Here is a 17868-nt window from a genome sequence, read left to right on the forward strand (position 1 = left end):
TGATGACAACACAATCGAGTCCCGTTATTACCGATATGAAGGTCATCCCGGTGGCCGGTCATGACAGCATGCTGCTCAATATTGGCGGTGCGCACAATGCATATTTCACCCGCAATATTGTGGTTCTTACCGATAACGCCGGCAATACCGGCGTCGGTGAAGCGCCGGGCGGCGAAGTGATTTATCAGACGCTGGTTGACGCTATCCCGATGGTATTGGGTCAGGAGGTTGCGCGCCTGAATAAGGTGGTACAGCAGGTGCATAAAGGCAACCAGGCCGCTGATTTTGACACCTTCGGCAAAGGCGCCTGGACGTTTGAGCTACGGGTAAACGCGGTAGCGGCGCTGGAAGCGGCGCTGCTCGACCTGCTGGGCAAGGCGCTGAACGTGCCGGTTTGTGAACTGTTAGGGCCGGGCAAGCAGCGCGATGCGGTCACCGTACTCGGCTATCTGTTCTACGTGGGCGATCGCACAAAGACCGATTTACCGTATCTGGAAAGCACGCCGGGAAACCATGAGTGGTATCACCTGCGTCACCAGCAAGCGATGAACAGTGAGGCGGTGGTACGTCTGGCTCAGGCTTCGCAGGATCGCTACGGCTTTAAAGATTTCAAACTCAAAGGTGGTGTACTGCCTGGCGAGCAGGAAATCGACACCGCTCGTGCGCTGAAAAAATGCTTCCCGGATGCGCGTATTACGGTTGATCCCAACGGTGCCTGGTTGCTGGATGAAGCCATCTCCCTGTGTAAAGGGCTGAACGATGTTCTGACCTACGCCGAAGATCCATGCGGCGCTGAACAGGGTTTTTCTGGCCGCGAAGTGATGGCCGAGTTCCGCCGTGCAACCGGTCTACCGGTAGCAACGAACATGATAGCCACCAACTGGCGTGAAATGGGCCATGCGGTGATGCTGAACTCAGTAGATATTCCGCTGGCCGATCCGCACTTCTGGACCCTTTCCGGCGCGGTACGCGTGGCACAGTTATGCGATGACTGGGGCCTGACCTGGGGCTGCCATTCTAACAATCATTTTGATATTTCGCTGGCGATGTTCACCCACGTTGGCGCCGCTGCGCCGGGCGACCCGACGGCTATCGACACCCACTGGATCTGGCAGGAGGGCGATTGCCGTCTGACCAAAAATCCGCTGGAGATTAAGAACGGGAAAATTGCTGTTCCTGACGCGCCTGGACTGGGCGTAGAGCTGGACTGGGATCAGGTTAACAAGGCTCATGAAGCCTACAAGAGACTGCCCGGCGGCGCGCGTAATGACGCAGGCCCAATGCAGTATCTGATTCCTGGATGGACTTTTGACCGTAAACGTCCCGTTTTCGGCCGCCACTAATTTTGAATAAGGACTTAATTATGAGCGCACAATTTTCTACCCCATTGGTTACCTCTATGCAGGTTATTCCGGTTGCGGGTCATGACAGTATGCTGATGAACCTGAGCGGCGCACATGCTCCATTCTTCACGCGCAATATTGTGATTATTAAAGATAACTCCGGTCATACCGGCGTGGGTGAAATTCCCGGCGGAGAAAAAATCCGCAAAACGCTGGAAGATGCGATCCCGCTGGTGGTAGGCAAAACGTTAGGTGAATACAAAAACGTGCTGAATGCGGTACGCAATACTTTTGCCGATCGTGATGCGGGCGGTCGCGGTTTGCAGACCTTTGATTTACGTACCACTATTCATGTGGTTACTGGGATCGAAGCGGCCATGTTGGATCTGTTAGGTCAGCATCTGGGCGTAAACGTCGCCTCTCTGCTGGGTGATGGACAGCAGCGTAGCGAAGTTGAAATGTTGGGTTACCTGTTCTTCGTGGGTAACCGTAAGGCAACGCCGCTGCCGTACCAGAGTCAGCCGGATGAGAAGTGCGACTGGTATCGTCTGCGTCATGAAGAGGCGATGACCCCGGATGCGGTAGTGCGCCTGGCGGAAGCTGCGTATGAGAAGTATGGTTTCAACGACTTTAAACTGAAAGGCGGCGTGCTGGCCGGGGAAGAGGAAGCGGAATCTATCGTTGCGCTGGCGAAGCGTTTCCCGCAGGCCCGCGTCACGCTGGATCCGAACGGCGCGTGGTCGCTAAACGAAGCGATTAAGATCGGCAAATATCTGAAGGGTTCTCTGGCCTATGCGGAAGATCCGTGTGGCGCCGAGCAGGGCTTCTCTGGTCGTGAAGTGATGGCGGAATTCCGCCGCGCTACCGGTCTGCCGACCGCCACCAACATGATCGCCACCGACTGGCGTCAGATGGGGCATACGCTGTCGTTGCAGTCCGTGGATATCCCACTGGCGGACCCGCACTTCTGGACCATGCAGGGTTCTGTCCGCGTGGCGCAAATGTGCCATGAGTTTGGGTTGACCTGGGGATCGCACTCTAACAACCACTTTGATATTTCGCTGGCGATGTTTACGCATGTCGCGGCAGCGGCTCCGGGCAAAATTACCGCGATTGATACCCACTGGATCTGGCAGGAAGGCAATCAACGCCTGACCAAAGAGCCATTTGAAATCAAAGGCGGCATGGTGCAGGTTCCGGTAAAACCGGGTCTGGGCGTGGAGCTGGATATGGATCAGGTCATGAAAGCGCATGAGCTGTACCAGCAACATGGATTGGGGGCGCGTGATGATGCGATGGGAATGCAGTATCTGATCCCGAACTGGACGTTTGATAATAAGCGTCCGTGCATGGTACGCTAAGCGAACTGGGACCGCTCCCATTAAGGGGCGGTTTTTATCCTGGTATATGCTTAACACAGTCAACATGCGTAAGGATGCTTTATGAAAATAGTAATCGCACCGGATTCCTATAAGGAAAGTTTGAGTGCGCTTGAAGTGGCAACGGCTATTGAGCAGGGGTTTCGTGAGATCTGGCCCGATGCGGATTACGTGAAGATTCCGGTTGCAGATGGCGGTGAAGGAACGGTCGAAGCGATGGTTGCCGCAACGCAAGGTCACCTTGTGCATGTTGATGTTACCGGCCCTTTGGGCAACACAATTCAGGCATTTTATGGTTTATCCGGTGATGAGCGCTCGGCCTTTATCGAAATGGCGGCCGCTAGCGGACTGGAACAGGTTCCTGCGGGGTTACGCGATCCGCTGAAAACGACATCCTGGGGAACCGGGGAGTTAATCCGTCATGCGTTGGACGCTGGCGTTGAGCATATCATCATTGGAATTGGCGGAAGCGCCACCAATGATGGCGGTGCCGGGATGGTGCAAGCGCTGGGAGCAAAATTGCTGGATGCGCAAAATAACGATATTGCCCATGGCGGGGCTGGCCTCGAATCGCTCGCTCGGATTGATATTTCTCAGTTAGACCAGCGACTTGCTGCGTGTCGTATTGAAGTGGCTTGCGACGTGACTAATCCGTTGACCGGTGAAGAGGGCGCTTCTGCGGTTTTTGGCCCGCAAAAAGGGGCGACGCCGGAGATGATTACCCGCCTGGATCGGGCACTCACGCAATATGCGCAACTCATTGCCCGCGATCTGGACGTCAACGTGCTGGATCTGGCCGGCGGTGGCGCCGCTGGTGGTATGGGGGCGGCGCTATATGCGTTTTGCGGCGCACAGTTGCGCTGCGGTATTGAGATAGTAACGGATGCGTTGCACCTTGACGCCTGCGTTGCGGATGCGGATTTAGTGGTCACGGGTGAAGGGCGCATTGATAGTCAGACCATTCACGGTAAGGTTCCGGTTGGCGTGGCGAAGGTCGCAAAGCGTTACAACAAACCGGTTATCGGCATTGCCGGTAGCCTGACGGCGGATGTCGGTGTGGTCCACGAGCATGGGCTGGATGCGGTTTTCAGCGTCATCTATACCATCTGTACCCTGGATGAGGCGCTAAAGAACGCGAGCGACAACGTACGAATGACGGCGCGAAACGTGGCCGCAACGCTTAAAGCCGGGCAGCAATTACGCTGAGTTGTAGGTTGGATAAGGCGGTCACGCCGCCTTCCTGCGAATATTACCCCAACAACTTCTTCGCTTCGCGCGCAACGTTGTCCATTTCATCCAGAAGCTCTAAAAACTCAGGCTCCAGCTCTTCTTCCTTGGTCCCGCTACGTAATTGCTGCTCAATAAGCTGACACAGGTTTTTCATGCGGGGAACGCCGCTATAACCGCAGCTGCCGTGCAGCTTGTGGATCATATCCACCAGCCCTTCAGGGTTTTCACCGACCAGCTGTTCTTCAATTTTGTTACGTACTTCGGGCAGAAAATCGAGCAGCATTTGCAGCATATCCCGCGCCAGATCGTTTTTACCTGCGGCTTGTCTTAATGCTAACTGCCAGTCGAGTGTGGTATTCGGATTGACTACCGGCTCAACGGGTTCAACGGCGATCGCCCTAAGCGCTGTGCTTGCGCCGGGTTTGTAGCGTAACAGCAGATTATGCAGCTTATCTTCCTCGATAGGCTTCGCCAGGTAATCGTTCATCCCGGCGCTGAGCAGCTTCTCTTTCTGCCCGGCCATGGCGTGTGCGGTGACCGCAATGACCGGTGTCTGCTGTTGATGAGGAAGCTGGTGGATTAGTTCACAAGCGCGAATGCCGTCCATGTCTGGCATCTGAATATCCATCAGGATCAGATCAAATTGCATTTGTCTGGCGCGATCCACCGCTTGATGCCCACTGTCGCAGAGCACGACGTGCTGCACCTTATCTTCCAACAGTGCGCCAATCAGCTTGAGGTTCGCCGGGTTGTCGTCTACCGCCATAACGGTCATCGCAATTTTGCTATCGTCTAACAGCAGCGGATCCGCGCTGTGATTCACCTGACAATACTCTGTCAGCGCAGGCAGTAAGCGAGTTGAGGTGAGAGGTTTCAACAGACATGCCGCCGCGCCGCCCTGTTTTAACTTCTCGGCGTTAATCTGCGCATGGCAAGGCAGGGCCAGTAACAAAAAGTCGGTCATCGCCGCAGCGTTTGCCAGCCGCTCATGCTGCATGGTGAGCGGTTCGCGTAAAGTAACCGGAATGCCGAGCAGCAGAATATCGTAGTGATCCTTCGGCAGCCCGGAGAATGAAGGGCTGTAAATCACCTCCAACGGCGTTTCGCTCAAGATATCTAACGTGCACTGTGCGGCAGTGGCGTTCGGTTCGACGTAGGCCAGTCGTTTACCGGCCAGGCAGAGCGTGGTTGAGCGGTCAACGAGAACGTTAGGGTTAAGATCGAGGCTGATATGGAACCAGAACGTGGAACCCCGGTTCGGTTGACTATGGAAGGAGATATCCCCGCCCATTTCGTTGACCAGTTTTTGCGTAATGACCAGGCCCAGCCCGGTACCGCCGTGGCGGCGGGAAATACTGGCATCCGCCTGGCGGAAGGCCTGGAACAAGCGTGACTGATCGCGCTCAGGAATACCAATTCCGGTATCGCGGATTTGTACTTCAATCTGCACTTTCGTGTTACTAAGGGCGCGCTTCTCGACCAGAATGTCGATATTGCCGCCTTCGGTAAATTTGATGGCATTGCCAACCAGATTAGTGATTACCTGCTGTAAGCGCAGCGGATCGCCGATGACGTTGTCCGGCACGTCATTCTTAATATTCAGCGTCAGCTCAAGCCCTTTATCATGGGATGAATGCGCTAACAGCGTAACGACGTCATCCAGCGTGCTGCGCAGCGGGAAGGGAATGCTTTCCAGAATCAGCTTGCCCGCCTCAAGTTTGGAGAAGTCGAGTACATCATTGATGATAGCCAGCAGATTGTTAGCCGAGCGTTCAATGGTATTCAGGTGATCGCGCTGCGTGGTGTTGAGCTCGGTTTTTAGCGTAAGACGGGTGAAGCCAATCACGCCATTCAGCGGTGTTCGCAGTTCGTGCGACATGTTAGCCAGAAACTCAGACTTAATACGCGCCGCTTCCTGGGCGCGTTTCTTCGCCAGATCCAGTTCGACGTTCTGGATTTCCATCTGCTCCAGCGTTTCACGCAGGTCAGAGGTGGCCTGATCGATGTTGTGCTGCATCTCTTCATGGTAAGCCGCAAGTGACATCGCCATCGAGTTGATACCATTTTTTAGCATATCCAGCTCGCCCAGCATGAAACCTTCCACGCGGCTGTCGAGCTGTCCTCTACGAATTCGGTCAACGGTATTCACCATATTGCGAATCGGGCCGGTTACGTCTCGCATCAGACGCCAGCCAAAAATTAACGCAATACCAATACAAAACAGCATCATTACACTGGAGATAAAGATCTCTTTGTACTGCTGCAATCGCACGGACTTAAGATCCAGCTCAAGCGCCACATACCCCAGCATATTTTTGGTGTTTTTCGCATCGCTTACGGCGGATTCATCTGGTGAATAGCTTTCCGATATAATCGGGGTACGCAGGATCATGATATCCCCGTGCCGGGTGACGCTTAGCTTACGGGGAAACGGTGAACCTGTCGCCAACTGCATTTCAGACGGATCGAGATGAAAATTAGAGGTGACGAACAGTCGGTTATTTTCGTCATAAACAGAAATTGCCCGCACGATATCGGAATGGCGACGATGCAGCACGCTGATAAGCTGGCCGATAGATTCCCTGTTTTGCAGGTTCATGCCATATTCGCTGGAGACCGCGAGTGGTTCTATGATGCTGGCACCAGCATCTTCCAGTTGACGCTGCAAGTCGTTATAGCGATGCACAACAAAAAAGATACTGAGCAACAAACCTATCAGGACGGTCGGGGCCAGGATCAGAATCATCATGCGTGCGCGCAGGCTGTAGTTGGTCATGGAGTTCCGTTATGGGACAATTAGGGTCACACTGTTAAATAGAGAAATATCTCGTCGATGGCGCAATTCTACTCTGCAAAACGACGCGTGACGACGCGTCAGATCATAACCGTTACCGTCAATGACCTCGATCCTTTTGGTCAGGGCGTCGCTCGCCATAACGGAAAAGCGTTGTTTATACCGGAATTGCTACCCCAGGAAAGCGCCGAGGTGGTGATTACCGAAGATAAAAAACAGTTCGCCCGCGCGCAAGTAAAACGACGTTTGAACAACAGCCCTGAGCGTGAAGTGCCACGTTGCCCGCATTTTGGCGTATGCGGCGGTTGCCAGCAGCAGCATGCCAGCATCTCGTTACAGCAGCGTAGTAAAAGCGCGGCGTTGTCGCGTTTAATGAAATGTGACGTGTCGGATGTTATAGCTGATACGCCGTGGGGCTATCGTCGTCGTGCCCGATTGAGCCTGAACTATCGGCCAAAAGAACAAAAATTGCAGATGGGGTTTCGTAAATCAGGCTCCAGCGACATTATCGATGTCAAACAATGCCCTGTTTTGGTGCCCCAGCTTGAAGCGTTATTGCCCCATCTCAGGGCGTGTCTGGAAAGTCTTCAAGGGTTACGCCACCTTGGACATGTTGAACTGGTGCAGGCAGGGAGCGGAACCCTGATGATTTTGCGCCACACGGCGCCATTAAGTGCAGCGGATAAAGAAAAACTGGAATGCTTTTCGCATTCTCTGGGGCTGTCTTTGTTTCTGGCCCCGCAAAGCGAGATACTGGAATCAATATCAGAAGAATCACCCTGGTATGACTCAAATGGACTACGGTTAACCTTCAGCCCGCGTGATTTTATTCAGGTCAATGAAGGGGTAAACCAGCAAATGGTGGCCCGTGCGTTGGAATGGCTCGATGTTCAACCTGAAGATCGCGTACTCGATCTGTTCTGCGGAATGGGCAATTTTACTCTGCCGCTGGCAACTCGGGCAGCAAGCGTGGTTGGCGTGGAAGGTGTTCCGGCGTTGGTGGAAAAAGGTCGGGAGAACGCGCTGAATAACGGATTACACAATGTGACGTTCTTTCATGAAAACCTTGAGGAAGATGTTACCCGGCAGCCGTGGGCGAAAAACGGATTCGACAAAGTTTTGCTCGATCCTGCGCGTGCGGGGGCTGCAGGTGTGATGCAACATATTATAAAATTAGAACCTATACGCGTTGTTTATGTATCCTGTAACCCGGCAACGCTGGCTCGTGACAGCGATGCTTTGCTCAATGCGGGATACGCCATCCGGCGGCTGGCGATGCTCGATATGTTCCCGCACACTGGACACCTGGAATCAATGGTCCTGTTTGAGCGTTTGTAATGAACTTAATACCCATTGGATTTCGCCTTGTAATGCTGTGTGAAAGACAATGGGTTCGGCTTGTCGACTTCGACAGGCCATGCCCCTTAAGGAGAGGACGATGGTTGCGGTAAGAAGTGCACATTTAAATAAAGCTGGTGAGTTTGATCCCAAGAAATGGATCGCGAGTCTGGGGATCTCCAGCCAGCAGTCGTGTGAACGCTTAGCCGAAACCTGGGCGTACTGCCTCCAGCAGACACAGGGGCATCCGGATGCGGATCTGCTGCTGTGGCGTGGTGTGGAGATGGTAGAAATTCTCTCCATGTTGAGCATGGATATCGATACGCTGCGTGCAGCAATGCTGTTCCCACTGGCTGATGCCAACGTGGTAAGTGAAGACATCCTGCGCGAGAGCGTGGGCAAATCCATTGTTCATCTTATCCACGGCGTGCGTGATATGGCGGCGATACGCCAGCTTAAAGCCACGCATACCGATTCAGTTTCTTCCGAGCAGGTCGATAATGTCCGCCGCATGCTGCTGGCAATGGTAGATGACTTCCGCTGTGTGGTCATCAAGCTGGCAGAGCGGATTGCCCATCTGCGTGAAGTGAAAGACGCGCCGGAAGATGAACGCGTTCTGGCGGCAAAAGAGTGCACCAATATCTATGCACCGCTGGCCAACCGTTTGGGAATCGGGCAATTAAAATGGGAGCTGGAAGATTACTGCTTCCGTTATCTGCACCCGGCTGAATACAAACGCATTGCCAAGCTGCTGCATGAACGTCGTATCGACAGGGAGCATTACATTGATGAGTTCGTTAGTCATTTGCGCTCAGAGATGAAAACGGAAGGCGTCAAAGCTGAAGTGTACGGACGTCCGAAGCATATCTACAGCATCTGGCGCAAAATGCAGAAAAAGCAGTTGGCCTTCGATGAACTGTTCGATGTGCGCGCAGTGCGTATCGTGGCAGAGCGTTTACAGGACTGCTATGCCGCGCTCGGGATAGTACATACTCACTATCGCCATCTGCCGGATGAGTTTGATGACTACGTCGCGAACCCGAAACCCAACGGCTACCAGTCAATCCATACGGTTGTGCTGGGGCCGGGCGGGAAAACCATTGAAATTCAGATCCGTACCAAACAGATGCACGAAGATGCCGAACTGGGCGTCGCGGCACACTGGAAGTACAAAGAGGGCACTGCTTCAGGCGCCGCGCGCTCTGGTCATGAAGATCGTATTGCATGGCTGCGTAAGCTGATCGCCTGGCAGGAAGAGATGGCAGATTCTGGTGAAATGCTGGATGAAGTTCGTAGTCAGGTCTTTGATGACCGCGTGTACGTCTTTACGCCGAAAGGCGACGTTGTGGATCTGCCTGCAGGCTCCACGCCGCTCGATTTTGCTTACCACATTCATAGTGATGTGGGGCATCGTTGCATTGGCGCGAAAATTGGTGGACGCATCGTACCGTTTACCTACCAACTACAGATGGGCGATCAAATTGAAATTATCACCCAGAAACAGCCAAACCCAAGCCGCGACTGGTTGAACCCTAACCTTGGCTACGTAACCACCAGTCGTGGGCGTTCGAAGATCCACGCCTGGTTCCGTAAACAGGACCGTGATAAGAACATTCTTGCAGGTCGCCAGATCCTCGACGATGAACTGGCGCATTTAGGCATCAGCCTGAAAGAAGCGGAAAAACATCTGCTGCCGCGCTACAGTTTCAATGAGCTGGATGAACTGCTGGCGGCGATTGGCGGAGGAGACATCCGCCTCAACCAGATGGTGAACTTCCTGCAGGCGCAGTTTAATAAGCCAAGCGCTGCCGAACAGGATGCTGCCGCGCTGAAACAGCTTCAGCAGAAAACGCACGCACCGCAGAGTCGCCGTAAAGACGACGGTCGTGTCGTGGTGGAAGGGGTAGGTAACCTGATGCACCACATCGCTCGCTGCTGCCAGCCGATTCCAGGCGATGAGATTGTCGGGTTTATTACCCAGGGACGCGGTATTTCCGTGCACCGGGCGGATTGTGAACAGCTGACTGAGCTGCGTTCCCATGCGCCGGAGCGTATTGTTGATGCGGTCTGGGGCGAAAGTTACTCTGCAGGGTATTCGCTGGTGGTTCGCGTCCAGGCCAACGATCGCAGTGGCTTGTTACGTGATATCACCACGATTCTCGCCAACGAGAAGGTGAACGTGCTGGGAGTTGCCAGCCGGAGTGATACCAAACAACAGCTTGCCACCATTGATATGACCATCGAAATCTACAACCTGCAGGTGCTCGGGCGCGTGCTCGGCAAGCTGAACCAGGTACCGGATGTGATCGACGCACGTCGTCTGCACGGTAATTAATCATTATGTAGGCCGGATAACCTTGTAGGCCTGATAAGACGCGTTAGCGTTGCCATCAGGCATTGCTATGTTGCCTGATGTCGCCTTATCCGGCCTACCGTATTGAAATTTCAGGATATTCCAATGAATCAAATCGACCGACTGCTCGGTATTATGCAGCGCCTGCGCGACCCGGAGAACGGCTGTCCGTGGGACAAAGAGCAGACATTCGCCACTATTGCTCCTTATACCCTCGAAGAAACTTATGAAGTGCTGGACGCGATTGCGCGAGAAGACTTCGACGACCTGCGTGGAGAGTTGGGGGATCTGCTGTTCCAGGTGGTGTTTTACGCCCAGATGGCTCAGGAAGAAGGGCGCTTCAACTTTGATGATATTTGCGCTGCGATAAGCGATAAGCTTGAACGCCGCCACCCGCATGTTTTTGCTGATGTTTCTGCAAGTAACAGCACCGAGGTGCTTACCCGTTGGGAGCAAATCAAAACCGAAGAACGTGCTGAGAAGGCACAGCATTCCGCGCTCGACGATATTCCCCGTAGTTTACCGGCATTAATGCGCGCCCAAAAAATCCAGAAACGCTGCTCAAATGTTGGCTTCGACTGGAAAACATTAGGACCGGTTGTCGACAAGGTTTACGAAGAGATCGACGAAGTCATGTTTGAGGCGAAGCAGGCTGTTGTCGACCAGGCTAAACTGGAGGAGGAAATGGGCGATCTGCTGTTTGCCACGGTCAATATGGCCCGGCATTTAGGCACTAAAGCAGAGACCGCTTTGCAAAAAGCGAACGAGAAGTTTGAGCGGCGTTTTCGTGAGGTTGAGCGAATTGTGGCTGCTCGCGGTCTGGAAATGACTGGTGTTGATCTGGAAACTATGGAAGAAGTCTGGCAACAGGTAAAACGGCAGGAAATTGATCTCTAAGGGATTTCGTCGGTCAAGGGCGATTTGTGTGATTTTTTAAATAACAAGCGCTTGATTTACGTCAAAAACATTTACCCCAAAGGGGCTATTTTCTCACTCCCGATGTTAATGTGAGCCTGGTGAAGAGGAGGAATAATGAAAGTTTGTGGCGCTCGTCATGTTCGGGTATACTACTTTCCCGTCTTGGTAATTCCATCGTTTCACCCTAACTTCTCAGGTCCAGCATGACAACGAACTATATTTTTGTGACCGGCGGGGTCGTATCCTCTCTGGGAAAAGGCATTGCCGCAGCCTCCCTGGCAGCCATTCTTGAAGCCCGTGGCCTCAATGTAACCATGATGAAACTGGATCCGTACATCAACGTCGATCCAGGTACTATGAGCCCAATCCAACACGGGGAAGTGTTCGTTACCGAAGACGGCGCTGAAACCGACCTGGACCTGGGTCACTATGAGCGCTTCATTCGTACCAAAATGAGCCGTCGCAACAACTTCACTACCGGTCGTATCTACTCCGACGTTCTGCGTAAAGAACGCCGTGGCGACTACCTGGGCGCGACCGTTCAGGTTATCCCGCACATCACGAATGCAATTAAAGAGCGTGTTCTGGAAGGCGGTGAAGGTCATGATGTTGTTCTGGTTGAAATCGGCGGAACCGTTGGGGATATCGAATCTCTGCCGTTCCTTGAAGCGATTCGCCAGATGGCCGTAGAAATTGGCCGCGAGCACACGCTGTTTATGCATCTGACGCTGGTTCCGTACATGGCGGCGGCAGGTGAAGTCAAAACTAAACCGACTCAGCACTCTGTAAAAGAGCTGCTTTCTATCGGTATTCAGCCAGATATCCTGATTTGCCGCTCCGATCGCGCAGTTCCGGCTAATGAACGTGCAAAAATTGCATTGTTCTGTAACGTTCCGGAAAAAGCGGTGATTTCTCTGAAAGATGTCGATTCCATCTATAAAATTCCGGGCCTGTTGAAATCTCAGGGCCTTGACGATTATATTTGTAAACGATTCAGCTTGAACTGTCCGGAAGCTAATCTGTCAGAATGGGAACAGGTTATCTACGAAGAAGCTAATCCGGCAGGCGAAGTGACTATCGGTATGGTCGGCAAGTACATTGAACTGCCGGATGCCTATAAATCAGTTATCGAAGCGCTGAAGCATGGCGGTCTGAAGAATCGTGTCACCGTCAATATCAAGCTGATCGATTCACAAGATGTCGAAACGCGTGGCGTTGAGATCCTGAAAGGTCTTGATGCAATCCTGATCCCTGGCGGCTTCGGCTACCGTGGTGTTGAAGGTAAAATCGCGACGGCGCGCTTTGCGCGTGAGAACAATATTCCTTATCTGGGCATTTGCCTGGGTATGCAGGTTGCGTTGATTGAGTTTGCACGTAACGTAGTGGGTATGGACAACGCCAACTCCACGGAATTTGTGCCAGACTGTAAGTACCCGGTGGTGGCCCTGATTACCGAATGGCGCGATGAAGACGGCAACGTCGAAGTCCGTACCGAGAAGAGCGATCTGGGCGGCACTATGCGTCTTGGTGCGCAGCAGTGTCAGTTGAGCGACGATAGCCTGGTTCGTCAACTGTACGGCGCGCCGACAATTGTTGAACGCCACCGCCACCGTTACGAAGTCAACAATATGCTGTTGAAACAGATTGAAGCTGCGGGTCTGCGTATTGCAGGCCGTTCCGGTGATGATCAGTTGGTCGAGATCATTGAGGTACCGAATCATCCGTGGTTCGTGGCCTGTCAGTTCCACCCGGAATTTACTTCCACGCCACGTGATGGGCACCCGCTGTTTGCCGGCTTTGTGAAAGCCGCCAGTGAACATCAGAAGCGTCAGGCGAAGTAAGAAGTAAATAAGTTAGAACGGCAATGCACCCATCAGGGTGCATTGTTTGTCTGGAGTTTTAGTTTAACTTGTACTGAGGAAAATCTAATGTCCAAAATCGTTAAAATCATCGGTCGTGAAATCATCGACTCCCGTGGTAACCCGACTGTTGAAGCCGAAGTACACCTGGAAGGTGGTTTCGTTGGTATGGCAGCAGCTCCGTCAGGTGCTTCTACTGGTTCCCGCGAAGCACTGGAACTGCGCGATGGCGACAAATCCCGTTTCATGGGTAAAGGCGTACTGAAAGCTGTTGCAGCTGTTAACGGCCCAATTGCTCAGGCTCTGCTGGGTAAAGATGCTAAAGATCAGGCTGGCATCGACAAGATCATGATCGATCTGGACGGTACTGAAAACAAATCCAACTTCGGTGCAAACGCCATCCTGGCTGTGTCCCTGGCGAACGCCAAAGCAGCAGCTGCTGCTAAAGGCCTGCCGCTGTATGCACACATCGCTGAACTGAACGGTACTCCGGGTAAATACTCCATGCCGGTTCCGATGATGAACATCATCAACGGTGGTGAGCACGCTGACAACAACGTCGACATCCAGGAATTCATGATTCAGCCGGTTGGCGCTAAGACTCTGAAAGAAGCCGTTCGTATGGGTTCTGAAGTGTTCCACAACCTGGCTAAAGTTCTGAAAGCTAAAGGTATGAACACTGCAGTTGGTGACGAAGGCGGCTACGCGCCGAACCTGGGTTCCAACGCTGAAGCTCTGGCTGTAATCGCTGAAGCGGTTAAAGCAGCTGGCTACGAGCTGGGCAAAGACATCACTCTGGCGATGGACTGTGCAGCTTCTGAATTCTACAAAGACGGTAAATACGTTCTGGCTGGCGAAGGCAACAAAGCGTTCACCTCCGAAGAATTCACTCACTTCCTGGAAGAACTGACCAAACAGTACCCGATCGTGTCCATCGAAGATGGTCTGGACGAGTCTGACTGGGACGGTTTCGCATACCAGACTAAAGTACTGGGCGACAAAATCCAACTGGTTGGTGACGATCTGTTCGTAACCAACACCAAGATCCTGAAAGAAGGCATCGAAAAAGGCATCGTTAACTCCATCCTGATCAAATTCAACCAGATCGGTTCTCTGACCGAAACTCTGGCTGCGATCAAAATGGCGAAAGACGCTGGCTACACCGCTGTCATCTCTCACCGTTCTGGCGAAACTGAAGATGCTACCATCGCTGACCTGGCTGTTGGTACCGCTGCAGGCCAGATCAAAACTGGTTCTATGAGCCGTTCTGACCGCGTTGCTAAGTACAACCAGCTGATTCGTATCGAAGAAGCTCTGGGTGAACAAGCGCCGTACAACGGTCGTAAAGAGATCAAAGGCCAGGCATAATCCTGTTCTTTAGCTCTTAACGTAAAAACCCGCCTCGGCGGGTTTTTTTATGTCTTTAATTTATTCTTAATTGAAAATTTTGATGAACGATTTGATCTTTATCACTTTGTTATTATTTCACTAAGAGTAATTTAATTATGTGATTATTTTTTGTATATGTTTTTATATTTATCATTAACAATAATAGAAATATTGAATGAATAGCGAATTGGAAGACATACTGGCGAAAGCGGGCATGAAAAAAAAGGATGCTGCTATCCTGATAAAGTTGGCAAAACTGAAAAATATCAGCTTAAGTCGGGCATTTTTTCTCTATGCCTGGAAATATTACGCCTGGTGTACGGCTTTGCTATTGGCTGTAATTTTCTCATCACTTTCTGAGGGTATAGATTTCTTCATAGTAAACATTCTCTTCTGTATTGGTGTAGGTCTCATTTCACTCTTCTTTACACCCTTTGTCATAAATTTAATCTGGAGCATTAAGGTTCAATATAAATTGCTTGGGAAATAACAGGAGGTTATTTTGAGTAGTTATGGATTAATGAATTTGCAACGAGAAAAAGAAAAGATTGATCGACTTGTCTATGATATCAGTTTTCAATATCTTAATGATCTAGATATACGTTCAAAATATATGTTAGAAGAACGTAGGGTTACATCATATTTTCTTGATGAATATCGTTATGGGAAATTAGATTTTGGCAGAGCGATGGATAGATTACGTGAATATCATATGTCTTTAACTAACCATCATATGAATTTAAGAATGGGGAGTGTTAAATTATATGCAATAGCTGAGCGTGAAAGAGAACGGCACTCTACGCTTACAATAACATTAAAGCGAGTTGGATTCATTAGTGGATCAATGCAAGTTATCGGTGGGTTTGGTTTATGTAAAGCAAGCCTTGGTGCTGCATGTAAAAGTTATGGGGTCCCTTTAATGATGCAGGGAAGTGAGAATGTTTGGGAAAATGGTTATTATTTACTATATCATGAAGACCCCAAAAGAATGCCTTTGAGGTATGCCTACCGCCAGGTAGCTAAACTTTTGGGGAGTGATGATAAGGGTGGTGATATTGCTTTTTCAACGGGAGATCTTGTTCTTTCATTTGGTTCAGCCTCAACGCTGACCTTGAGAACAGATTCGTGGAAATTATTCCGCTATATACAGGAAGATTATATCCGCAGTTGGAGAACCTTGGGGGCAGTCGGGGTGGCTAGTGAGTTAACCGGTGATGTAGTTAGTGGATTCACTATTTATCAACTTTTTGGTGGAGAAAGTACTAACTGGGCTGAATTGAGGGAATAAGGATATGATCTTCAAAGCATATGATCAGAATGATAAGTCTTTAACTGAAAGTATTAAACTTGCGGGTTTGAGTGAGTATAAAGCACAGAAACTTATTCGTTTTGCTAATGAAAACAAAGTGAATATACAAAAAGCCTATTTATTAACAGATGCAAGTATCATTAAGGTTGATATTATCATGGCTTTTGTTATGTCATTTTTTATATTTTCAATTGGACAAGAAGATTACACTGAGTTATTGGTGCTCTTTTTAATATTCGGGTTGTTGTTTTTTGTTATTGAGTTAACTTGTCGGCTTCATAAAAATTACCTTAAGGTTTGGAAAGTTTATATCAAGTTACGAGGAATCTAAGTGATTAATCTGGTGTTATTTTAAAGGGGAGTCAAGTGATGTTTTATATATTGCAATGACTTTAACTGATGATTGTTATGAATAATGATATAAAATCTATACTCGTGAATGCTGGAATGAAAGAAAAAAATGTTCGTTTCTTGCTTAAATTAGCGAGAAAGAAAAACATCAGCGTAAGCCGAGCTTTCTTTCTCTACGCCTGGAAATACTATGCCTGGGGGGGCGCGTTATTCTTCTCTATGCTTTTTCCTGCATCAATGGGAGGGTTTGAGCTATTTATAATGTGTATACTTTGTTGCCTCATCTTAGCCTTGATTTCAGTCTTCTTTAACCCTTTCTTTATCAATCTGGTTTGGAGTATCAAGTTACAGATCAAACTAATGGGTAAGCGGTAGAAAAACTAAACTCGATATACTTTCTGGTGAACAGGGGAGTCTTACCTTAAACAAGCGCAGCGTATGACCCGTTTTCGGAATCTGGGAAAATTATTGCTTATCTTCATACTGAGAACGCTAACAGTCCCCATTCACGAGATGTTACAGACCCTGCCAGATGAGGGTTACTTTGTCGGTATCCCCACTATTTTTATTCGTCATCCTGTTCTTTAGCTCTTAACGTAAAAACCCGCCTCGGCGGGTTTTTTTATGTCTTTAAAGTAGCAGTGGCAGTGTCGCACTGGCGGTTTGCTGACTCACATCGCTGTACTTTTCATCCAGCGCAATGAGTGATGTGGTGAGCAATTCAACTAATAACATCACGCCCACTTTTGCATTTAGCGCCCCGGCGCTCAGAGGGCCTTCGGGTTTGGCTGCAACCAGTTGAATATCACTCAGCGAAGCCAGCGGGCTGCGCGGCGTATTACTTAGCGCCAGCACGCGCACGCCTTGCTTACGCGCCAGTTTCACGACATGCAGCAGATCGCGCGTGGAGCCCGAACTGGAGATCGCTACCACGAGCGTATTTTTGCTAAGCGTAGTGGCATTCATGGCTGCGCGGTGCATGTCGCTGAACAGTTGCGCGGGTTTGCCGAGGCGCAGGAGTTTGTAATGTAAATACTCCCCCAGAATAGCGCTGGCCGCTACGCCATAAATCTGTACCGACTGAGCCTGATGTAGCGCCAGAGCGGCGGATTCCAGTAATGTCCTGTCGAGTAACTTTGCTGTGTCCTGCAGCGCTTGCACGGATTCATTGACCACATTGTCAATTTCATCCCCGCTGTGCTCTACCGGCAGCCCTTGCTGGAGATCGAGTGCCAGCGCCATTTTGAATTCGTTATAACCCTTACACCCAAGCGTGCGGCACAGACGTGTGACGCTCGCCTCGCTGGTGTCGCTTTCACGCGCCAGTTCGGTAATCGTCAGGTAGACAACTTTTGCCGGATCACTAAGCACAAACTCTCCCAGCTTCTGCTGTGTTCGGCTATATCCGTCAACGCCCTGGCGCAATCTCAGCAGCAGGTTTTCATTTTCTGACATGCAAAATCCTTAATGCGTTTCTCTGCTGATAGTGTGGCGGAAAGCAGGGGAGAGATGCCAGTCATTTTAAAAAAGTATGATCGGCTTCCTGGTTTTTGATGATAATTTTCATTTATAAAAATAAATATGGTAAAAATTTTCATCATTAAT

13 protein-coding genes are annotated in these 17868 nt (G+C 50.6%); 11 read left to right on the forward strand and 2 right to left on the reverse strand.

What is annotated here, in order from left to right; all coding sequences use genetic code 11:
* The first annotated feature begins 2 nt into the window (after nucleotides 1-2).
* The 3 genes from OGX66_RS15700 to OGX66_RS15710 all read left to right on the forward strand — a co-directional run bounded on the left by OGX66_RS15700 (nucleotide 3) and on the right by OGX66_RS15710 (nucleotide 3928).
* Nucleotides 3-1343: an enolase C-terminal domain-like protein gene (locus OGX66_RS15700; protein ID WP_088903102.1), complete on the forward strand. Its 1341-nt coding sequence runs from the start codon at nucleotides 3-5 to the stop codon at nucleotides 1341-1343.
* 20 nt (nucleotides 1344-1363) lie between these two features.
* The gene (gudD, locus tag OGX66_RS15705) at nucleotides 1364-2704 is read left to right on the forward strand and encodes a glucarate dehydratase (protein WP_088903103.1); all 1341 of its coding nucleotides are present in this window, start codon (nucleotides 1364-1366) and stop codon (nucleotides 2702-2704) included.
* Between the two features lie 81 nt (nucleotides 2705-2785).
* Entirely contained in the window at nucleotides 2786-3928 is a 1143-nt protein-coding gene (locus OGX66_RS15710) for a glycerate kinase (RefSeq protein WP_088903104.1), read from the forward strand.
* Nucleotides 3929-3971: 43 nt separating this feature from the next.
* Here the strand turns inward: OGX66_RS15710 and barA are convergent, their stop codons facing one another.
* Entirely contained in the window at nucleotides 3972-6728 is a 2757-nt protein-coding gene (barA, locus tag OGX66_RS15715; protein ID WP_003840349.1) for a two-component sensor histidine kinase BarA, read from the reverse strand.
* Nucleotides 6729-6785: 57 nt separating this feature from the next.
* Here barA and rlmD point away from each other — a divergent pair, with 57 nt between their 5' ends.
* From rlmD to OGX66_RS15755, 8 genes are all read left to right on the forward strand, one after another.
* Nucleotides 6786-8084: a 23S rRNA (uracil(1939)-C(5))-methyltransferase RlmD gene (gene rlmD / locus OGX66_RS15720; RefSeq protein ID WP_032938359.1), complete on the forward strand. Its 1299-nt coding sequence runs from the start codon at nucleotides 6786-6788 to the stop codon at nucleotides 8082-8084.
* A gap of 100 nt (nucleotides 8085-8184) precedes the next feature.
* Complete coding sequence (gene relA / locus OGX66_RS15725; protein ID WP_048218507.1) at nucleotides 8185-10419, forward strand: GTP diphosphokinase; 2235 nt, start codon at nucleotides 8185-8187, stop codon at nucleotides 10417-10419.
* A gap of 123 nt (nucleotides 10420-10542) precedes the next feature.
* Nucleotides 10543-11334 (forward strand): nucleoside triphosphate pyrophosphohydrolase, encoded by a 792-nt coding sequence (gene mazG, locus OGX66_RS15730; protein ID WP_003840346.1) that lies wholly within the window; start codon nucleotides 10543-10545, stop codon nucleotides 11332-11334.
* 224 nt (nucleotides 11335-11558) lie between these two features.
* Nucleotides 11559-13196, forward strand: coding sequence for a glutamine hydrolyzing CTP synthase (gene pyrG / locus OGX66_RS15735; RefSeq protein ID WP_003034127.1), 1638 nt, complete (start codon nucleotides 11559-11561; stop codon nucleotides 13194-13196).
* An 87-nt stretch (nucleotides 13197-13283) separates the two neighbouring features.
* Complete coding sequence (eno, locus tag OGX66_RS15740; RefSeq protein WP_003034129.1) at nucleotides 13284-14582, forward strand: phosphopyruvate hydratase; 1299 nt, start codon at nucleotides 13284-13286, stop codon at nucleotides 14580-14582.
* Nucleotides 14583-14778: 196 nt separating this feature from the next.
* Nucleotides 14779-15093, forward strand: a complete 315-nt coding sequence (locus tag OGX66_RS15745; RefSeq protein WP_048232702.1) for a hypothetical protein — start codon at nucleotides 14779-14781, stop codon at nucleotides 15091-15093.
* A gap of 12 nt (nucleotides 15094-15105) precedes the next feature.
* Entirely contained in the window at nucleotides 15106-15891 is a 786-nt protein-coding gene (locus OGX66_RS15750; protein WP_049003080.1) for a DUF4225 domain-containing protein, read from the forward strand.
* Nucleotides 15892-15895: 4 nt separating this feature from the next.
* Nucleotides 15896-16243 (forward strand): hypothetical protein, encoded by a 348-nt coding sequence (locus OGX66_RS15755; protein ID WP_016150908.1) that lies wholly within the window; start codon nucleotides 15896-15898, stop codon nucleotides 16241-16243.
* Between the two features lie 650 nt (nucleotides 16244-16893).
* On the opposite strand, the gene OGX66_RS15760 is transcribed toward OGX66_RS15755, so the two are convergent.
* Nucleotides 16894-17718: a MurR/RpiR family transcriptional regulator gene (locus OGX66_RS15760; RefSeq protein ID WP_044699736.1), complete on the reverse strand. Its 825-nt coding sequence runs from the start codon at nucleotides 17716-17718 to the stop codon at nucleotides 16894-16896.
* Nucleotides 17719-17868 lie beyond the last annotated feature (150 nt).

The sequence above is a fragment of the Citrobacter sp. Cf072 genome, assembly GCF_030334485.1.
GTDB classification, from domain to species: Bacteria; Pseudomonadota; Gammaproteobacteria; order Enterobacterales; family Enterobacteriaceae; genus Citrobacter; species Citrobacter freundii.